The organism is Mycobacterium decipiens, assembly GCF_963853665.1.
In the GTDB taxonomy this organism is placed as follows: Bacteria; Actinomycetota; Actinomycetes; order Mycobacteriales; family Mycobacteriaceae; genus Mycobacterium; species Mycobacterium decipiens.
In genome coordinates, this window is record NZ_OY970459.1 from 1,946,201 (window position 1) to 1,963,058 (window position 16,858).

Annotated in this window: 15 protein-coding genes, 4 tRNA genes and 2 pseudogenes; 8 read left to right on the forward strand and 13 right to left on the reverse strand. The window is 66.4% G+C overall.

The window, feature by feature from the left end; translation table 11 throughout:
• The first annotated feature begins 24 nt into the window (after positions 1-24).
• Positions 25-1,695: a tetratricopeptide repeat protein gene (locus tag AADZ55_RS08880; RefSeq protein WP_085327508.1), complete on the forward strand. Its 1,671-nt coding sequence runs from the start codon at positions 25-27 to the stop codon at positions 1,693-1,695.
• Between the two features lie 311 nt (positions 1,696-2,006).
• Here the strand turns inward: AADZ55_RS08880 and AADZ55_RS08885 are convergent, their stop codons facing one another.
• The 5 genes and pseudogenes from AADZ55_RS08885 to AADZ55_RS08905 all read right to left on the reverse strand — a co-directional run bounded on the left by AADZ55_RS08885 (position 2,007) and on the right by AADZ55_RS08905 (position 4,692).
• Positions 2,007-2,750 carry a class I SAM-dependent methyltransferase gene (locus AADZ55_RS08885; RefSeq protein ID WP_085327507.1) on the reverse strand — a complete coding sequence of 248 codons (744 nt, stop codon included), beginning with the start codon at positions 2,748-2,750 and terminating at the stop codon, positions 2,007-2,009.
• A 202-nt stretch (positions 2,751-2,952) separates the two neighbouring features.
• Positions 2,953-3,966: pseudogene (locus tag AADZ55_RS08890) on the reverse strand (transposase).
• A 462-nt stretch (positions 3,967-4,428) separates the two neighbouring features.
• A tRNA-Val gene (locus AADZ55_RS08895) sits at positions 4,429-4,500 on the reverse strand.
• A 14-nt stretch (positions 4,501-4,514) separates the two neighbouring features.
• Positions 4,515-4,588: transfer RNA gene (locus tag AADZ55_RS08900), tRNA-Cys, on the reverse strand.
• 31 nt (positions 4,589-4,619) lie between these two features.
• Positions 4,620-4,692: transfer RNA gene (locus AADZ55_RS08905), tRNA-Gly, on the reverse strand.
• 179 nt (positions 4,693-4,871) lie between these two features.
• On the opposite strand from AADZ55_RS08905, the gene AADZ55_RS08910 reads away from it, so the two are divergent.
• Positions 4,872-4,946: transfer RNA gene (locus tag AADZ55_RS08910), tRNA-Val, on the forward strand.
• A gap of 75 nt (positions 4,947-5,021) precedes the next feature.
• On the opposite strand, the pseudogene AADZ55_RS23520 reads toward AADZ55_RS08910, so the two are convergent.
• The 4 genes and pseudogenes from AADZ55_RS23520 to AADZ55_RS08925 form a co-directional block, all read right to left on the reverse strand.
• Positions 5,022-5,084: pseudogene (locus tag AADZ55_RS23520) on the reverse strand (hypothetical protein); the annotation flags it as partial.
• Positions 5,081-6,586: an ACR3 family arsenite efflux transporter gene (arsB, locus tag AADZ55_RS08915; RefSeq protein WP_085327506.1), complete on the reverse strand. Its 1,506-nt coding sequence runs from the start codon at positions 6,584-6,586 to the stop codon at positions 5,081-5,083. The pseudogene AADZ55_RS23520 and the gene arsB, both read right to left, overlap by 4 nt.
• Positions 6,583-6,963 carry an ArsR/SmtB family transcription factor gene (locus tag AADZ55_RS08920; RefSeq protein ID WP_085327505.1) on the reverse strand — a complete coding sequence of 127 codons (381 nt, stop codon included), beginning with the start codon at positions 6,961-6,963 and terminating at the stop codon, positions 6,583-6,585. Before AADZ55_RS08920 ends, arsB begins: the two co-directional genes overlap by 4 nt.
• Before the next feature lie 98 nt (positions 6,964-7,061).
• Positions 7,062-7,523 carry an ArsI/CadI family heavy metal resistance metalloenzyme gene (locus tag AADZ55_RS08925; protein WP_085327504.1) on the reverse strand — a complete coding sequence of 154 codons (462 nt, stop codon included), beginning with the start codon at positions 7,521-7,523 and terminating at the stop codon, positions 7,062-7,064.
• Between the two features lie 100 nt (positions 7,524-7,623).
• Between AADZ55_RS08925 and AADZ55_RS08930 the strand changes: the two genes are divergently transcribed.
• From AADZ55_RS08930 to AADZ55_RS08940, 3 genes are all read left to right on the forward strand, one after another.
• Complete coding sequence (locus AADZ55_RS08930) at positions 7,624-8,019, forward strand: Rv2640c family ArsR-like transcriptional regulator (RefSeq protein ID WP_085327503.1); 396 nt, start codon at positions 7,624-7,626, stop codon at positions 8,017-8,019.
• A gap of 11 nt (positions 8,020-8,030) precedes the next feature.
• Positions 8,031-8,363, forward strand: a complete 333-nt coding sequence (locus AADZ55_RS08935) for a YnfA family protein (RefSeq protein ID WP_085327502.1) — start codon at positions 8,031-8,033, stop codon at positions 8,361-8,363.
• Between the two features lie 83 nt (positions 8,364-8,446).
• Positions 8,447-8,737 carry a hypothetical protein gene (locus AADZ55_RS08940; protein WP_085327501.1) on the forward strand — a complete coding sequence of 97 codons (291 nt, stop codon included), beginning with the start codon at positions 8,447-8,449 and terminating at the stop codon, positions 8,735-8,737.
• A 26-nt stretch (positions 8,738-8,763) separates the two neighbouring features.
• Here AADZ55_RS08940 and AADZ55_RS08945 read toward each other — a convergent pair whose 3' ends face one another.
• Positions 8,764-9,858 (reverse strand): glutamate--cysteine ligase, encoded by a 1,095-nt coding sequence (locus AADZ55_RS08945; protein WP_085327510.1) that lies wholly within the window; start codon positions 9,856-9,858, stop codon positions 8,764-8,766.
• A 137-nt stretch (positions 9,859-9,995) separates the two neighbouring features.
• Positions 9,996-10,418, reverse strand: coding sequence for an anti-sigma factor antagonist (locus AADZ55_RS08950; RefSeq protein WP_085327500.1), 423 nt, complete (start codon positions 10,416-10,418; stop codon positions 9,996-9,998).
• Positions 10,419-10,569: 151 nt separating this feature from the next.
• On the opposite strand from AADZ55_RS08950, the gene AADZ55_RS08955 reads away from it, so the two are divergent.
• Positions 10,570-11,169, forward strand: coding sequence for a TetR/AcrR family transcriptional regulator (locus tag AADZ55_RS08955; RefSeq protein ID WP_085327499.1), 600 nt, complete (start codon positions 10,570-10,572; stop codon positions 11,167-11,169).
• Positions 11,170-11,179: 10 nt separating this feature from the next.
• Here the strand turns inward: AADZ55_RS08955 and AADZ55_RS08960 are convergent, their stop codons facing one another.
• Entirely contained in the window at positions 11,180-11,836 is a 657-nt protein-coding gene (locus AADZ55_RS08960; RefSeq protein WP_085327498.1) for a DedA family protein, read from the reverse strand.
• 106 nt (positions 11,837-11,942) lie between these two features.
• On the opposite strand from AADZ55_RS08960, the gene AADZ55_RS08965 reads away from it, so the two are divergent.
• The gene (locus AADZ55_RS08965) at positions 11,943-13,580 is read left to right on the forward strand and encodes an acyl-CoA synthetase (RefSeq protein ID WP_085327497.1); all 1,638 of its coding nucleotides are present in this window, start codon (positions 11,943-11,945) and stop codon (positions 13,578-13,580) included.
• Here the strand turns inward: AADZ55_RS08965 and AADZ55_RS08970 are convergent.
• On the reverse strand, positions 13,560-14,225 hold the full coding sequence (locus AADZ55_RS08970) for a phosphotransferase-like protein (protein ID WP_085327509.1): 666 nt from the start codon (positions 14,223-14,225) through the stop codon (positions 13,560-13,562). The genes AADZ55_RS08965 and AADZ55_RS08970 overlap by 21 nt on opposite strands.
• A gap of 325 nt (positions 14,226-14,550) precedes the next feature.
• Here AADZ55_RS08970 and AADZ55_RS08975 point away from each other — a divergent pair, with 325 nt between their 5' ends.
• Positions 14,551-16,857 (forward strand): PE family protein, encoded by a 2,307-nt coding sequence (locus AADZ55_RS08975; protein WP_341286285.1) that lies wholly within the window; start codon positions 14,551-14,553, stop codon positions 16,855-16,857.
• The last annotated feature ends 1 nt before the right edge of the window (position 16,858 follow it).

The following is a 16,858-nucleotide window of genomic DNA, read 5'->3' on the forward strand; positions in this document are numbered from 1 at the left end:
GCCGGGATGACCTAGGAGAAGTCCATGACCGCCGGCGAGCAGTATTTCGACCTCGGCTCCTTTCACCGGCCGATCGAAACCTCATGCGCGCAAGCCCAGGTCTGGTTCGACCGCGGACTGGTGTGGGCGTACGCGTTCAACCACGAGGAGGCGATCCGCTGCTTTGAGCGGGCCCTGGAGCTCGACCCGGGTCTGGCCATTGCGCGGTGGGGAATCGCCTATTCGGTTGGGCCCAACTACAACAAGGCATGGGAGGCATTCGACCCGGTCGATCTCACGGCGTCGCTGGCCCGCGCCCGAATGGAACTCCAGCTGGCCCCACAGGGTAGGGCCAGCCCGGTCGAGCATGGGCTCATCGCCGCGCTGCAGGCCCGCTTTCCCACCGACGACCCCTCCGACGCGCAGGCCCTGCACGCCGGTCTTGGCGCCTACGCCGACGCAATGACGGTACTGGCCGCGGCCTATCCCGACGACGTCGACGTGCAGGCGCTCGCTGCCGATGCGCTGGTCAACGTCACGGCGTGGGCGCTGTGGGACACCGCCACGGGCAAGCCCGCGACAGGCTCACGCGTGATCGAGGCCAAGCGCATCCTCGACGATGCGCTGGCCACGCCCGCGGGCCGGGAGCATCCCGGGATCCTGCATCTGTATCTGCACACCATGGAGATGTCGGCGACTCCCGAGGACGCCCTACCGGCCGCCGATCTGTTGCGCGGCCTGGTGCCCGATGCCGGGCATCTGCAGCACATGCCGAGCCACATCGACGTGCTGTGCGGCGACTACCGCAGCTCGGTGATTGCGAATCTTGCTGCGGTGCAGGCGGATCGACGCTATGTAAGCCGCGAGGGCCCGTTGAACTTCCACTCGCTCTACCGTGCACACGATCTGCATTTCATCGTGTATTCCGCGATGTTTGAAGGGCGGTCGCAGATCGCGTTGCAGGCCGCCGACGAACTGGCCGGTCAGTTGACCGCCGAGCTGCTGTCCATCGAATCGCCGCCCATGGCCGACTGGCTCGAGGCGTTGGCGCCGCTGCGCACCCACGTGCTGGTGCGGTTCGGCCGCTGGGATGAGCTGATCGTGCAGCCACTGCCGCAGGACCAAGACCTCTATTGCACCACCACGGCCACGATCCACTACGGACGCGGCGTTGGGCTGGCGGCAACCGGTCGGCTGGCGCTAGCGGACGCCGAGCGCGCCGCGTTCGGGCAGGCATACGACCGGATACCGGACTCCCGCTATCTGTTCAACAACACCGTTCGCGACATCCTGGCCGTGGCCGCTGCCATGCTCGACGGTGAGATCGCCTACCGCGAAGGGCGGTTCGAGGAGGCGTTCGGTCACCTGAGGCGCGCGGTCGAACTCGACGACGCGCTGCCCTACGACGAGCCCTGGGGCTGGATGCAGCCCACCCGGCACGCGTACGGGGCGCTGCTGCTCGAACAGGGCCACGTCGAAGACGCGGCCGCGGTGTATGCCGCGGACCTGGGGCTGGACCCGACGTTGGCCCGGCCCTGTCAGCATCCCGGGAACGTGTGGAGCCTGCACGGGTATCACGAATGCCTGCAGCGGCTCGGGCGGAGCGGTGAAGCCGCGATTATCGGTCAGCAACTTGCGCTGGCCGCCGCGCGGGCTGACGTGCCGATTCGTGCGTCGTGCGCTTGCCGGCTTACTGCGTGCTGCGAAGGCTCGTGATCCGCTCGTTCAGCGACGGTGACACTCAGAAGATCTGGGAGCTCTGTCCGAAGGGGGTTAGTAGGGAGCTGGCCAACGCCTGCGGCTAGCTTCGGGCCGATGCGAGTCCCGGCCGTTACGACGTGGCACGTCCCCTACGGTCGGTCCACCTGTTTCTAGAGCCAGGTTTGTGTTTGGTACCGACTTCGGTTGATGTCGCAGGCCACGAGGTGATGGTTTTGGCTGTATGCCGCAGCGTACGGCTGCGACAGCGGGCGTCCGAAGCGCCACTGTCGACATTTACGTGAGACGAGCCGCGGCAACGGCGCGCGTCAGTCTTTGATGCAGTCCATGATGACCAGGAGCGGGTTGTTGAGTAAGTAGTCCCAGTAGTCGCCCTCGTCGCCCGCTTCGGGGGCGGGTTCCAGATCGGGTATGTGCACGGCGAAGTCGTGGAAACCGGCATCGCGGAAAGCGGAGGCATAGGCCTCGATCGGCAGGTAGTAGTTCCTGACCTCCAGCGAGGAATCGGCGAGGTTGAGCGTGATGTCGATCGGTGCGCCGTCGAAGACGTGGTCGGCCAGTTCTACCTCGAATCCGTACTTGCGGTAATCGGGCCGGAAAGAGTACACGCCCGGATTGGTGTTCACGGTGACGAACCGGCCACCCGGTTTGATCCGACACGCCAAGCCGCGACACATCTGCGCGAGTTCTGCACGATCTTGGGCGTACACCAACAGCCAAGCGCCGACGACGATGTCGTAATCCTGTTGCGCGACCATCGAACGGGCATCCGCCACGATGTATTCGATGCCCAGCGGCTCCCGCGATTCCTGTTCGCGGGCCAGGGTGATCATGCGTTCGGAGATGTCGAGTCCGACCGCCTGCGCGGCGCCGGCGCGACGCAGCAAGCGGGTGAAATGCCCTTCGCCGCACGCGACGTCCAGCACCTTCTTGCCGTTGATGTCACCAATGTGTTTCAGAAAGGAATAGGTCTCGATGCGTTCTCGCCAGGCCTGTGTTTTCGACTCTTGATACTGCTCGGCGATATGCCCCTGGTTGTAGTCGATTACCATGCCGACCAGCCTTTTCTAAAGCAGAAGCCCAATGCGGTTATCGCCGGCTGGCGGCCGGCTTACAGAACCCCGAGGGTGCATGAAACTCGGGAGGGTTCACCACCTGGTTCTAAAGCCAGGTTGTGTTTGGTACCGATTCAGTTGATCTCGCAGGCCACGGGGTGATGGGTGTGGCTGCATGCCGCAGCGTACTCGGCCGGAATCAGATAGCCCAGTGGCGATGGCTGCCATTGTGCTCGTCCTTGAAGTCGCCGATGACGACGCGGGCTTCGAGCAGGTTGGTCCAGTGGTTTATGCGGCGTCGTGGGTGGGATGTGGTACAGCCCTCCCTTTCCGGCGCAAAACGATTGCAGCGCTTGAGAAATCAGTTCGAGGCCATTGTCCATTCGCAGCACCATCGGCGGGCCGCCAGCGGCGGTGAAACACTTTTGCAGCTCGTAGATGAGCCGCTCGGCGGTGATCGAGCGCTCTACGATGTTCAGCAGGGACTCGCGGGTGCGCTCGTCGACCATCGACGCGATCTTGATGGCCCTGCCGTCGACGGTGGAGTCGAACTGGAAGTTCAACGCCCACCACCTTGGGCGCATCAGCCGCCACCTCCGCCGGCCGGGGCGACTGGCCCGCACGTTTGCGTGGGCTGTGCACGCGGCGCTGCAGGCCTTCCTCCTTCCACAGCCGATGCACCTTATTCTTGTTCACCTCTCGGTGCTCGTTATGGCGCAGCGCCGCCCACGCCCGGCGAAACTGATGGCATGGGTGTTTGGTCGAGTACTCACGCAGCAATTGCCGTAGTGGGGCGTCCCGGATCGGCCGGGGTTTGCGCGGCAGGGGTGCGCCGGTAGGTGGCACGGGCAAGCCCGACCGCTTGCACGCCGACCGCTCAGAGGTGCCCATGGCCTCTTTCAGCATGTCCACCGCGCGGCGCTTGGCGGCCGGGCTCAAATTTCCCCTTTGCCACCTCCCGCAGAGCATCGTTTCCAGCTCCGCCTCGGCCAGCAGCCGCTTGAGGCGGGTTCTGCTCCCGCAGCTCCTTGAGTTCTTTGGCCGCGTCCGCATCCATCCCGCCGTACGTGCGGCGCCAGTTGTACAACGTCGCCGCCGCGACCTCCAGCTAGGCGGTGATCGCTTCATTGGTCTTACCCGCCGCGGCAAGTTTGTCCGCGAGGCGCAGCTTACGCACCACATCCTCAGCGGAATGCTTCTTCCAGCCAGCCATTCGTCTCATCGTCCCTTCCGACCCCCATCCGGGGCCACAGGCCTCTACAACAAGGCGGACTCATCTATTGGGACACGCCAGTTCAAGCTGACCATCTGCCCATGGCAACGACTCGGCAAATCGCTCAAGCTCCGCCAACTGAAACAACACCTTCGAGCCGTACTTCTTCGCTGAGAACCTTCCGGCTCGTCGCAGGTTATCGGTTTCTGTCACACTGACCGACCAAGATGCTAGCGGCCTCTGTCGGTGTCACCAGCAGCGACGTGGGGCTGTTTGGTGACCCTGTCCATGAGTCGTCCTGAGTGAGTCCGTCATGGATGGCGAACGTAGTTCCGAGTCCGCACCACCGCGAGTACATGCGGTGTACGTCGCAGCACCGTTTAGGCCACCCTTAGTTGCGCGAATATTACGCGGGGGTTGTCGAGATAGCCCGATATAGGCGGTGAGCTGCAAAAAACACTGTGCGCGATACTGGGATTGAACCAGTGACCTCTTCCGTGTCAGGGAAGCGCTCTCCCGCTGAGCTAATCGCGCTTGGGGATCGATTCTGGAGGTGGAGACGGGAATCGAACCCGTGTGCACGGCTTTGCAGGCCGTTGCCTCACCACTCGGCCACTCCACCGCGGGGGTTTTTGATGCCACTTGCACCTTCGAGCGGATGACGGGATTCGAACCCGCGACCCTCACCTTGGCAAGGTGATGCGCTACCAACTGCGCTACATCCGCGCGCAACGAGCGAGAGCGTCGCCCGGTGCGAAGGACGACATTAGTCCACGTGAGCGGGCACACACAAATCTCTTGGTACGTTGCGGTTCTAGGCTATCGCAGCGTCTGCGCGGTGCGCACGGAGATCAGGTTGAAGCGCGGGTCGTGCTAGTGTTCGACGTCGTTCGCCTCTCGGCGCCGGTCCCGTGGCTCAGTGGGAGAGCGTCCGCTTCACACGCGGAAGGTCGCTGGTTCGATCCCAGCCGGGACCACCACAAAGTGCAGTTCGGCGGCTTTTTGCCACCCAACATGGTGCGCAGCGTCCGGCCGAAGCCGACCAGGCCGCCCCCGATGTCGATGTCATCGGTGATGAACATCTCGTCCAGCGCGGTAAGGCGCAGCGTTCGGGTCATGGGCGCGGGATGGCCAGTAGTTCGGCAATCAGCTCCCCGACGCGTTCGGCGATGTCGTCGCGGATCGCGCGAACGACCTCGACCGGTTGGCCGGCGGGGTCGGGCAGGTCCCAGTCGCGGTAGGTGACACCCGGGTAGTAGGGGCAGGTGTCACCGCAGCCCATGGTGATCACGACGTCACTGGTTGTTACCTGCTCGTCGGTGAGCACCGTGGGGGTGTTGGGGGTGACGTCGATGCCCAATTCGGCCATCGCCGCGACCGCCGCCGGGTTGATCTGATCGGCGGGTTCTGTTCCGGCGCAACGGACTTCGATGTGATCACCGGCCAGGTGGCGCAGCAGCCCGGCGGCCATCTGGGAGCGTCCGGCGTTGTGCACGCAGACGAACAGGACGCTGGGTTTGCCGGCCGCACGGGGAACTCGATGACCGGCTGGCTGACCGAACAGGCGAGTGCGCAGCGCCAACGACACATAGACCAACCCCACCAGGACCGGCACCTCGATCAGGGGTCCGACGACTCCGGCCAGTGCCTGCCCGGAGGTTGCGCCGTAGGTGGCGATGGCCACCGCGATGGCCAGTTCGAAGTTGTTGCCCGCCGCGGTGAATGCCAGCGTGGTGGTGCGTGGGTAGCCCAGTCGCAGGGCCGCACCCAGCAGGTAACCGCCGCCCCACATGATCGCGAAGTAGACCAGCAGTGGCAGCGCGATGCGCGCAACATCCAGGGGGCGGCTGATGATCTGATCCCCTTGCAGCGCAAACAGAATCACGATGGTGAACAGCAGGCCATACAGCGCCCACGGCCCGACCCTGGTTAGGAACCGCGATTCATACCAGCGCCGACCCCGGGCCCGTTCTCCGATCCGCCGCGACAGGTATCCGCCCAGCAGCGGGATCCCAAGGAAGATCAGCACCGATTTGGCGATCTGCCCCGGTGAGGTGGCGATGGTGGTCTGGGCTAGGCCCAGCCAGCCGGGTAGCACCGACAGGTAGAACCAGCCGAGCACGGCGAACATGGCGACCTGGAAGATCGAGTTCAATGCGACGAGCACGGCGGCGGCTTCGCGGTCGCCGCGGGCCAGGTCGTTCCAGATGATCACCATGGCGATGCAGCGGGCCAGCCCCACGATGATCAGACCGGTGCGGTACTCGGGCAGATCGGGCAACAGCAACCAGGCCAGCGCGAACATCAACGCCGGTCCCAGCACCCAGTTCAGCAGCAGCGAACCAATCAGCAGCTTGCGGTCGCCGGTGACGGTGTCGAGGCGGTCGTAGCGGACCTTCGCCAGAACCGGATACATCATGACCAGCAAGCCCAGGGCGATCGGCAACGAGATCCCGTCGATCTGAACCCTTTCCAATGCGATGTTCAGACCCGGAATCCACCGGCCGAGCAGCAGCCCGGCGGCCATCGCCGAACCGATCCACACCGGCAAAAACCGGTCAACGGCGGATAGCTTGCCCGCCGCCGGCGGTGTGGTGTCGCGGGGGAGGGTCGCCGTCATGCCGGTGCCCCGACGGTGGGCGTGGCATCGGCATGAACGCTCAGCAGCGTCGACAACGCATGGAGCGCCTCGGGAACCACGGCGTAGTACACCCACGAGGCGCGGCGCTGCGAGGTGAGTAAACCCGCGTCGCGCAGGACCTTGAGGTGATGCGAGATCGTCGGCTGGCTCACCGCGACGCCCGCCGAGATGTCGCAGACGCAGGCCTCGCCGCCGGCATGACTGGCCACCGAGCTCAGCAACTGCAGTCGCACCGGATCGGCCAGGGCCTTGAATTGGGCCGCCATTTCGGCCGCGGTTTTCGAACTCAGCGGTTCACGCACCAGCGGCGTGGTTACACAACAGGCCAAATCCGGTCGGGGCAGCGGGTTAGACATACATCAATATTGATGATCATCGAATCAATGTGCAAGTGGCACCCGCGGCCACCGGTGGTGGGCATCGTCGGTTTGGATGCCCACCACCGGGTTCGCCGTCAGCAGCACGAGGCCGCGGTGCCGCTCTGGCCCGCGCAGCACGCGTTCGCCTCCGCGTCACCATCGTCGGCGAGTTGGGGGCCGGTGCCGAAGGTGTCCGAGTCGGCCAGCACGGTATAGACCTCCCAGCGTTCCCCGCCGGGGCCGGCAACCCACACCTTGTCCTGGGTGGCAAAACAACACGTCGTGCCGAGTTCCTCCTCGGTGAACATTCCGGCCTCGGTCAACCGGGTGATCTCGGCATGCACGGTGTCGCTGGAGTCGACCTCCACGCCGAGATGGTTGAGGGTGCCGCCGGTACCCGGGTTTTCCAGCAGCACCAACTTCAGCGGCGGGTCGGCGATCGCGAAGTTCGCATACCCGGGCTTGCGCTTGGCCGGCTCGGCGTTGAAGAGTTTGGCGTAGAACGTGATTGCTTGCTCGAGATCATCGACGTTGAGCGCAAGCTGGACTCGAGACATTCGAGACACCTCCTGGTTATTTCGACATATATCAAAGTGGCGCCGGTACCCAGTCTGGCACCTTTTTGATATATGTCAAGATATCTGGCAGGGTGGGCTTATGCCGAAGTCGCTGCCCGTGGTCGATATCTCCGCTCCGGTCTGCTGTGCCCCGGTGGCCGCCGGACCGATGAGCGACGAGGACGCCCTGGCGGTGGCTTTGCGACTCAAGGCCCTGGCCGACCCGGCACGAGTCAAGATCATGTCCTACCTGTTCAGCTCGTCGGCGGGGGAGGAGATCAGCGGCGAATTGGCCGCGGTGCTCAACCTCAGCGATGGCACCGTCAGCCATCACCTGGCCCAGCTGCGCAAGGCCGGCCTGGTCGTCTCCGACCGCCGGGGCATGCACGTCTTCCATCGGGTTCACCCGGAAGCCCTGGAAGCGCTGTGTCACGTACTCAACCCCGACTGCTGCGATCTGCGGGGATCGGGTGCCGGGTCGGGGCGGCACGTCTAGGGTCGGGCACCATGGTGCTGCGCTCGATCCTATTGTTCGTCCTGGCTGCGGTCGCCGAGATCGGCGGCGCCTGGCTGGTGTGGCAAGGCGTCCGCGAGCAACGAGGTTGGCTCTGGGCGGGACTCGGAGTCATCGCACTCGGCATCTATGGGTTTGTCGCCACATTTCAGCCGGACGCCCATTTCGGCCGGGTCCTGGCCGCCTACGGCGGTGTGTTCGTCGCCGGTTCGCTCGCCTGGGGCATGGCCCTGGACGGGTTCCGGCCCGACCGGTGGGACGTCATCGGCGCCCTGGTCTGCATGGCCGGGGTGGCCGTGATCATGTACGCCCCTCGTGGTCACTGACCGCCAGGCATTCCTCGAGGCAATGGCATACCGTCAGGCTTGACCTCGGATATGCCCGCCAAAACACAAGGGGATGACCGGCGATGACCAACAGCGAAGGTATCGGCTTCCTGAAACTCGAATGCCCGCAAGGCCATCCGGTTGGCAGGATCCTCAAGCAGGTCCCACATCAGCTGGTCCAATACGACCCTGGAGCTAGCGTTGGCCCACGCCGACATTGGCCGCAAGAAGGCGAGCAGCACCAATTCAAGACACGCTGCCCCCACTGCGACAAACCTGTGGGCGATTCCACCGCCACGCTGCAGAACAAACTGAGTGAATTGCTCGCCGACGCATCCGAGGCGTACGGAACCGCGACGGTGCCGTACCTGTAGGCGCGGTCGGCGGGCGGCGCCGCTATTCAGAAGTTGCTCAGCGTGGCGGCGGCGGCCGCCGCGATGACGTCCCTCATTTCGCCGCGCTTCCGCCATGCCCGGAGCTGTCGCATAGCGCCATTGCCCTGCATAGCGATGCGGTCGAGCTCGTCGACGACGCGGTCGTATTCACCGAGCGCATCCAACGCCGGGCGTACCCGTCGGACCAGCGAACGCAGTTGCTCACCCGCCGGCACCGCCCCACGGCCGTCGACTAGGTCCAGCGCGCATCCGGAGAGCCCGTCGTGGGCGGCTTTCCAGTACGCCGCCCGCAACGCACCGGGCGGCAGGTGCCCAACGACATCGCCACGTGCGTCGAGGGCCGTCATCACGGCAGCCCTAATCAGGGTGGCCAGCAGCACCGTTTCGGCGACTGTCGCCGGCACGTCGGCCACCCGGACCTCAACCGTCGGGAAGTTCGCCGACGGGCGCACGTCCCAATAGATCATGTTCGGGTCCAGAATCACCCCAGCGTCCAGCAGCATGCGCACGGCGCGGTCGTACTCCTCGATCGAGGAGAAGAACGGCGGCGCCCCCGCGGTTGGCCAACGAGTCCATAGCACGCTCCGCCAACTTGCATAACCGCTATCGGCATTGCGGTACAGCCGGGAATTGGCGGACAGCGCAAGCAGCGACGGCAGCCACGGGCGCAGCCAATTGCTGACCTCGATCGCGGCTGCACGGTCGGGCACCCGCACGTGCACATGGCAGCCGCAGATCCCTTGCTCGTGCGCGATCATCCCGAACTGGGCCCCGATCCGCCGGTAGCGCGGGGTGGCCGTGACCGGGAACTCGTGCGGCGTGGCCGGCGGCAGCCCCAGAGCCAGCAACCGAAGCCCGCCGGCCTCGGCGGCCTGCGCCGCGATGCGTCTCATCCGGGCCAGCTCCTCGCCGAGTTGCGCGCTGGTGGTCGTCACGCTGGAGGTGGTTTCGACCTGGCAACTGCTCAACTCCAGCTGCAGGGCGACGCCCCGGCGTTCGGCCTCCGCGGCGACCGCTGTATTGCGCGGGGCCGGTTCCCCGGTTCGGGGGTCAACGAGGAGGAATTCCTCCTCCACACCAACGGTAGGAAGGTCGCTCACCGAGCACCGCGTGCTCATATCCGCAAGCTACCCGAGTGCGCCGATGGCGAAACACGCCTAGGTGTCTGCATTGTCGATCTCCCCAACTGAATTACTTTGCGGGGCAAGCGATCCTCGCGCGGTGGGGTCGGGCGCTCTCAGAACGCCAGCGCGCTATCCACGGTCGGGTAGATGGGCAGGACCCGGCTCAGCGCGCACGCCTTGACAATTCGGGCGACGATGGACTGGCGGCTCACCAGGCGCAGGTCCACACCGCGTTGTCGGCATCGTTGCGCCTCGTCGGCCAGAACGGCGAAAGCGCAGCAGCCCATGAAATCGAGGCCGTTGACGTCCACGATGAACGGGCCCGGTGCGGTGACGCCGGCGGCGGCCTCGCTGACCAATTGGCGCCAGATGTGCTCGTTGCAGGCGTCGACCTCGCCGCCCGCATGGATCAACAGTGCCGCCCCGCTGCGGTCGGTGGTTGCCCGCAGCGCGCTGCGTGGGTCGCCCAGCTCGTAGACGAGCCGCGTGCTGAGCAGGTGGGGACTGGAACTTGGTTCTGTAGTGATCAGGCCCATGGTGCACTCCTAATCGGCCGGCTTAGACGCCGCGATGGATGCCCGTCCTGCATGTCTGAAGACAGACTCGTCGCAAATGTAGATCTCATTCTTATAACAAGACAGGGCGGTCTGTCTATATTTTGGATCTTAAGAGTATGGTGTGGCCGCAATGGCAACCCCTGAACTGGCGAGAACCGCCGTGCCGGCTCGGGAACGAATCCTGAGTGCGGCCTACGAGTTGTTCGCCCGGCGTGGGATCCGTGGGGTGGGCACCGATGAGGTGATCGAGCGGGCCGGGGTGGCCAAGGCAACGCTTTACCGGCACTTCGCGACCAAAAACGACCTGGTGCTGGCGGTGTTGCAGCGTCGAGAAGACCTCTGGACGTTCGGTCTGATCGAGGCGCAGTCACGGCTGCGCGGCGATACCCCCGAGGGGCAGTTGCTGGCGATCTTCGACGTCCTGCACGAGTGGTTCCAAAGCCGCGACGGCTATGAAGGCTGCTCGTTCGTCAATGTGTTGCTCGAATTGGGGCGCGATCATCCTGCCGGACGGGCCAGCATCGCGCACATGGACACGGTCCGCGATATCGTCCGCCAACGCGCTGTGGCAGCCGGGCTGTGCGATGTTGAGGACTTCGCCTGGTCGTGGCACATGCTGATGAAGGGCGCCATCATCCTTGCCGCTATCGGCGACCCGGGCGCCGCCCAGCGCGCCCAGGCGATGGCCCGCACGCTCATCGAGCAGCATCGCCCGAACACCCCGGCTTGAGGCCGGTCGGTCACGCAGCGGGGGTGCCGGTTTTGCGGTAGTGCTCGGCCTCGAGTTCGGCGATCGCGCGAGAAGTGCGCTCGCGCAGCAAGATCGCGGCCGTGATGCCGGCGACGACGGCGATGACGAGCGCGATCCAGGAGAAGCGTTCCAGCCAGTGTTGGGCGGCCATCCCGGCGAAGTACACCAGTGCGGTGGTGCCGCCGGCCCAACAGATGCCACCGGAGACGTTGGCCGCCAGGAAGCGTGGGTAGGCCATCTTCAAGGCACCGGCGAGCGGCCCCGCGAATATCCGCAGCAGCGCGATGAAGCGACCGAAGAACACCGCTCGGACCCCCCATCGGTTGAACAACCGTTCAGCGAGCGCGACATGTCCGGGGCCGAAGTGTTTCGGGAACCGCCGGCCGAGCCGGTCAAACAGTGGCATGCCAAATCGGCGGCCGATCGAGTAGCCGATCGAGTCGCCGACCACGGCGCCGATCACGGCGGCGCCACCGACCCCGATCGGGTTCACCGCCAGCTCGTGGTGCGACGACAACAGCGCGGCACTGACCAGCACGATCTCCCCGGGTAGGGGGATGCCCAAGCTCTCGATCCCAACCACGGCGCCGACCACCAGGTACACCGCCAGCGGCGGGATCGACTGCAGCAGTGCCTCCACATCCATGGGTAAAGGATGCCTGACTGGCCCAGGATGCGCCCCGTAATGTCGTTCCCGAGTCCGGCGCGTCGTGTGCGATGGTCTGCCGGACCGGATAATCCGAGGAGAGCCAGTGGAATTCAACATCGCCCAGGTGTTCGCGGCGGTCGCGGCAGCGAACCCCGACCGGGACTGCATCGTATTCGGAGATCGGCGATTCACCTTCTCGCAGATCGACGAACGCACCCGCCGATTGGCCCGGGCGCTGCACGACTGGGGATTGGGCGCCCACCGGGAACGCTCTGGGCTGGCGCCGCATGAGTCGGGTCAAAACCATCTCGCGTTGTACATGACCAACTGCAACGAGTTCCTCGAGGCGATGATCGGGGCATATAAGGCCCGGGTCGCCCCGTTCAACGTGAACTATCGCTACGTCGCCGATGAACTGGCGTACCTGCTGCGCAACGCCGGAGCGGACGCGGTCATGTACCACGCCCGGTTCGGGCCGATATTGGCCGAGACGTTGGAGAAGACCCGCGGCGAGCTGCGGCTGATTCACGTCGACGACGAGTCCGGAAATGATCCGCTGCCCGGCGCGGTGCGCTATGAGCAACTGCTGGCGTCGGTGTCCGACGAGCCGCTCGACGTTGCGGTGTCGCCCGACGATCTCTACGTGCTGTACACCGGTGGCACCACCGGGATGCCCAAGGCGGTGCTGTGGCGCCAGCACGACATCTACATGAACGCCATGGGTGGCCGGACCGTCGGTACCGGTGAGATGGTGACGAGCCTGGACGAGATCGTCGAGCGATCACGGCCGGGGGGACCGGGTTCGATGACGGTCGCGCCGCTCATGCACGGCGCGGCGCAGTGGGCGGCTTTCATCAGCCTGTGCGGCGGGCGGCCGTTCGTCATGCCCGCGACGGCGACCCGCTTCGATCCAGCCGAAGCCTGGGCGCTGGCCAGCCGTGAGCGGGTGATGACGCTGTCGATCGTCGGCGACGCCTTCGGCCGGCCGTTGGTCGACGAACTCGGGTCCGGCGGATACGACCTGTCGGGACTGGTGGTGCTGATCACCGGAGGAGCCGCGCTCAGCGCCGGAGTCAAACAGCGGTTCGTCGAGCTGCTGCCGCAATTGACGATCCTGGACGCGGGTGGCTCATCGGAATCCGGAGCGCAGATGGTTCAGGTCTCCAGTCGGGTGGTCCGCGCGACCGGACGGTTCGACCCGAACCCCGGCGCGGTGGTGGTCAGCGAGGACATGGCCAGAATCCTGTCCCCGGGCGACGACGAGATCGGCTGGCTGGCCCAGCAGGGCTTGATACCGCTGGGCTACCTCGGGGACAAGGCGAAGACCGCACGGACATTTCCCGTCATCGACGGTATCCGGCATTCCGTTCCGGGTGATCGGGCCCGCTGGGACGCCAACGGTCAGATCGAGTTGCTTGGCCGGGATTCGGTCACCATCAACTCCGGCGGCGAGAAGATCTTCGCCGAAGAGGTCGAGGCCGCGATTGCCGAGCACCCCGCGGTCTACGACGTTGTGGTGACGGGTCGCCCCAGCGCCCGGTGGGGAAACGAAGTCGTCGCCATTGTCCAGCTGGCCGAAGGCGGGCAGGCCGACGCCGAGGACATCGTCGCCGAGGCGGCCCACCACATTGCCCGGTACAAACTGCCGAAGCAGATCGTCTTCTGCAGCCAGGTGCAGCGGCAACCGTCCGGAAAGGCCGACTATCGGTGGGCGAAAGAGCTAGTCGGACAAGACCTTTGACGCTGCCTTAGGGAGATAACGCTTGCGCATCCGGTTGAAAGCCGTGGGTTCCGGTCCGTCCTGGTAGCGGTCGTGGAACTCCCGCGCCAGCTCGAGGACCGGTGTCGCGGTGGTATCCAGCTCGAAGTCGTACTCGGCGTCGGCGTGGGCGGCGCGTGCGCTGCCCCGGTTCCACCCGGGGTAACGATCGCCGCGTTCTTGTTCCCGGCGGGCGCCTTCGTCGTCGGATACGAAAACGCCGACCATCCAGACCCGACATCCCCCGAAAATCACCAGCGCATCCACCAACCAGTCACGCTTCCAGATCACGTCGTCGGCGATCACGTTCATGCCGTTGTCCAGGTAGGACCTGATGGCGTGATACCGGGCATGCATGGCCCGGTCCAAAAGGGGCCCCGGGTGCACGGTGAACCATTCCAGTCCGTCGGCTTCGACCACGCACTCCCACGTGTAGTACTCGGGCCGGACCCGTGCCAGGTCGAGTTGTTTCGGTGGCAGCGCCAGCCAAAACGCGTCAATGCCCAGGTGCATCCAACATTCGGCGGCAAGATCCTGAAACGCCAGAGCGAGTGACGTCTTTCCCGCGCTGGATCCGCCGTTGAGGATGATGAGCTTGCCCACTGAAGGACCCGACACACCCGCCATAGCCGCAGGAGGATACCGCACCCGCAGGCCCGGTTTAGCCGCTTTCGTCCGGTCAGCCCGAGTAGCCTGCGCCGCGTGGTTCACCGGCCCCGCCACAATGCGCAAGAGTTTGCTGGACGCGGCGGTTCCCGCGCCGGCGTCGCGGGAACCGCCGCTGTTGAATTCCGGAATCCCGGACGTCAACCGCGGAATGTTGGTGGTGGAATCAACGAGACGCGCTGTTGGTCAAATGTCCGCCGAGCTGTCCCAGGCGGGATAGGATTTGTTGCTGCCGATGCTCGATGATTCGCGGTGACCAACGGTCGTCCGGTGCGGGAGGTCGCAGATGTCGTTTGTGATTGCGGTGCCGGAAGCGGTGGCAGCGGCGGCTTCGGATCTGGCCAACCTCGGGTCGGCGATCGGTGCGGCGAATGCGGCGGCGGCGTTGCCGACTACGGGGCTGGCGGCGGCTGGCGCCGATGAGGTGTCGGCGGCGGTGGCGGCGTTGTTTGGGGCCTATGCGCAGGGCTATCAGAGCCTGGGTGCGCAGATGTCGGTGTTTCACAGCCAGTTCGTGCATTCCCTAACGGCCGGTGTGGGTGCGTATGCGGCGGCCGAGGCGGCTGGTGCTTCGGCGATGCAGGACTTGTTTGGGGTGATCAATGCGCCGGCCCAGGCGGTGTTCGGGCGTCCGTTGATTGGTAATGGTGTCAACGGGGCTGATGGGACCGGGGCTCCCGGTGGGCCGGGTGGGTTGTTGCTGGGTAATGGGGGCAATGGTGGTTCGGGTGCGGCGGGTCAGGCCGGTGGTGCGGGCGGGGATGCCGGGTTGATCGGTAGTGGCGGAACCGGTGGCAAGGGCGGGGCGGGAGTGGTTGGGTCCGGTGCGGCCGGGGGTGCCGGTGGTCGGGGTGGGTGGTTGCTGGGCAACGGCGGGACTGGTGGGGCTGGTGGCGCTGAGGGGCTAGCTGTGACCGGGGGTGTTGGTGGTGTCGGTGGGGCGACCGGGCTGTTGGGCAGTGGGGGATTTGGTGGTGCTGGTGGGACGGGTACCACTGGCGGGGTTGGGGGTAGCGGTGGGGTTGGTGGTGTGTTTGGCGGTGGTGGGTTCGGCGGGGCCGGTGGGGTTGGCGCCGCTGGTGGTACGGGTGGGGCGGCGAGTTTCTTCGGTACCGGCGGTGGCGGCGGGGTGGGTGGGGAAGGTGCGCCCGGCGGTGACGGCGGCGCCGGGCCGCTGTTCATCGGCAATGGCGGTATTGGGGGTCTCGGTGGGGCCGGTGCGGCCGGTGGTAACGGCGGTGCCGGGGGGACGGTGTTCGGCGATGGTGGTGCCGGCGGGCAGGGTGGGCCGGCGGTGGCGGGTGTGTTGGGTGGTCTGCCTGGGCCGGGTGGTAACGGCGGTAATGCGAACTGGTTCGGTTCCGGTGGCCCCGGCGGGCAGGGTGGTACCGGTCTGGCCGGCACCAACGGGGTCAACCCCACCTCGACTCCCAACCCCAATACCGGCACGACCGGCGGCAACAACGCTGGAAATGGGGATCAAACTGGCGGCGACGGGGGTCCCGGCCCGGCCGGAGGCCTCGGTGAGGCCGGGGGCACCGGCGGGATTGGCGGGCAAGGGGAATCGCAAGACGGTAACAACGGCACCGGTGGTGCCGGCGGCGCCGGGGGCACCGCTGGTCCCGACGGCGGCGACGGCGGCAACGGCGGTCAAGGGGGCGACGGTTTCACGAACGGCGCTGGCACGGCAACCGGGGGAAAGGGCGGTAGCGGCGCCACGGGTGGCGTCGACGGCGGTGCCGGCGGTGCCGGCGGCATGGGCGGCATCGGCGAGAACATGGGTGCCGGTCCCGCGGTCGGGGGCGACGGCGGCGACGGCGGTGCCGGTAATGGGGCACTAGGCACCGCGGGCGGTAGTGGCGGCACTGGTGGTGCCGGCGGTCATGGTGGTAAGGGCGGGATGTTCATCGGCAATGGCGGTGCCGGTGGCGCCGGAGGGACCGGGGGCACCGGCGGCACCGGGGCCGCCGGCTACGCCGGTGGTGTCGGTGGCGCGGGCGGACCCGCAGTTAGTTCGTCGGGTGATGGGACGGGCGGCAATGGCGGCCTCGGCGGCCTCGGCGGTGTCGGCGGCAGCGGCGGAACGGGCGGTAGCGGAGGAATTGGCGGCAACGGCGGCGCGGCCGGGGCGTTCATCGGTATCGGTGGCGCCGGGGGCGCTGGCGGTCTTGGCGGCACCGGCGGCATCGGCGGCATCGGTGGTGCCGGCGGTAATGGTGGTGGCGGTGGATCAGCAAGCGGGGGAGCGGCCGTTGGCGGCGACGGCAACACGGGCGGCGTTGGCGGCATGGGTGGTACCGGCGGCGTCGGGGGAGCCGGCGGGGTAACCGGCGGCAACGGAGGATCCGGTGGGCTGATCGGGTTCGCCGGCGCCGGCGGCGGCACCGGAGGCGGTGGTACCGGCGGCCAAGGTGGCCTCGGTGGCCAGGGCGGCAACGGCGGCGACGGTGGCAACGGTGTGACGGGCGGCCAAGGCGGCAACCTTGCGTTGGGTGGCGCCGGCGGCAACGGCGGCGCCGGCGGCTCGCCGGGCGGCAGCGCTGGCTTCCAGGGCAATATGGGCCCGCCCGGAATGCAAGGTGTCGACGGATAGG

Coding starts and splice junctions, on each gene's coding strand:
- AADZ55_RS08880 (WP_085327508.1), top strand. CDS start 25: ATGACCGCCGGCGAGCAGTATTTCGACCTCGGCTCCTTTCACCGGCCG.
- AADZ55_RS08885 (WP_085327507.1), bottom strand. CDS start 2,750: ATGGTAATCGACTACAACCAGGGGCATATCGCCGAGCAGTATCAAGAG.
- arsB (WP_085327506.1), bottom strand. CDS start 6,586: ATGACGGCGACCCTCCCCCGCGACACCACACCGCCGGCGGCGGGCAAG.
- AADZ55_RS08920 (WP_085327505.1), bottom strand. CDS start 6,963: ATGTCTAACCCGCTGCCCCGACCGGATTTGGCCTGTTGTGTAACCACG.
- AADZ55_RS08925 (WP_085327504.1), bottom strand. CDS start 7,523: ATGTCTCGAGTCCAGCTTGCGCTCAACGTCGATGATCTCGAGCAAGCA.
- AADZ55_RS08930 (WP_085327503.1), top strand. CDS start 7,624: ATGCCGAAGTCGCTGCCCGTGGTCGATATCTCCGCTCCGGTCTGCTGT.
- AADZ55_RS08935 (WP_085327502.1), top strand. CDS start 8,031: ATGGTGCTGCGCTCGATCCTATTGTTCGTCCTGGCTGCGGTCGCCGAG.
- AADZ55_RS08940 (WP_085327501.1), top strand. CDS start 8,447: ATGACCAACAGCGAAGGTATCGGCTTCCTGAAACTCGAATGCCCGCAA.
- AADZ55_RS08950 (WP_085327500.1), bottom strand. CDS start 10,418: ATGGGCCTGATCACTACAGAACCAAGTTCCAGTCCCCACCTGCTCAGC.
- AADZ55_RS08955 (WP_085327499.1), top strand. CDS start 10,570: ATGGCAACCCCTGAACTGGCGAGAACCGCCGTGCCGGCTCGGGAACGA.
- AADZ55_RS08960 (WP_085327498.1), bottom strand. CDS start 11,836: ATGGATGTGGAGGCACTGCTGCAGTCGATCCCGCCGCTGGCGGTGTAC.
- AADZ55_RS08970 (WP_085327509.1), bottom strand. CDS start 14,225: ATGGCGGGTGTGTCGGGTCCTTCAGTGGGCAAGCTCATCATCCTCAAC.
- AADZ55_RS08975 (WP_341286285.1), top strand. CDS start 14,551: ATGTCGTTTGTGATTGCGGTGCCGGAAGCGGTGGCAGCGGCGGCTTCG.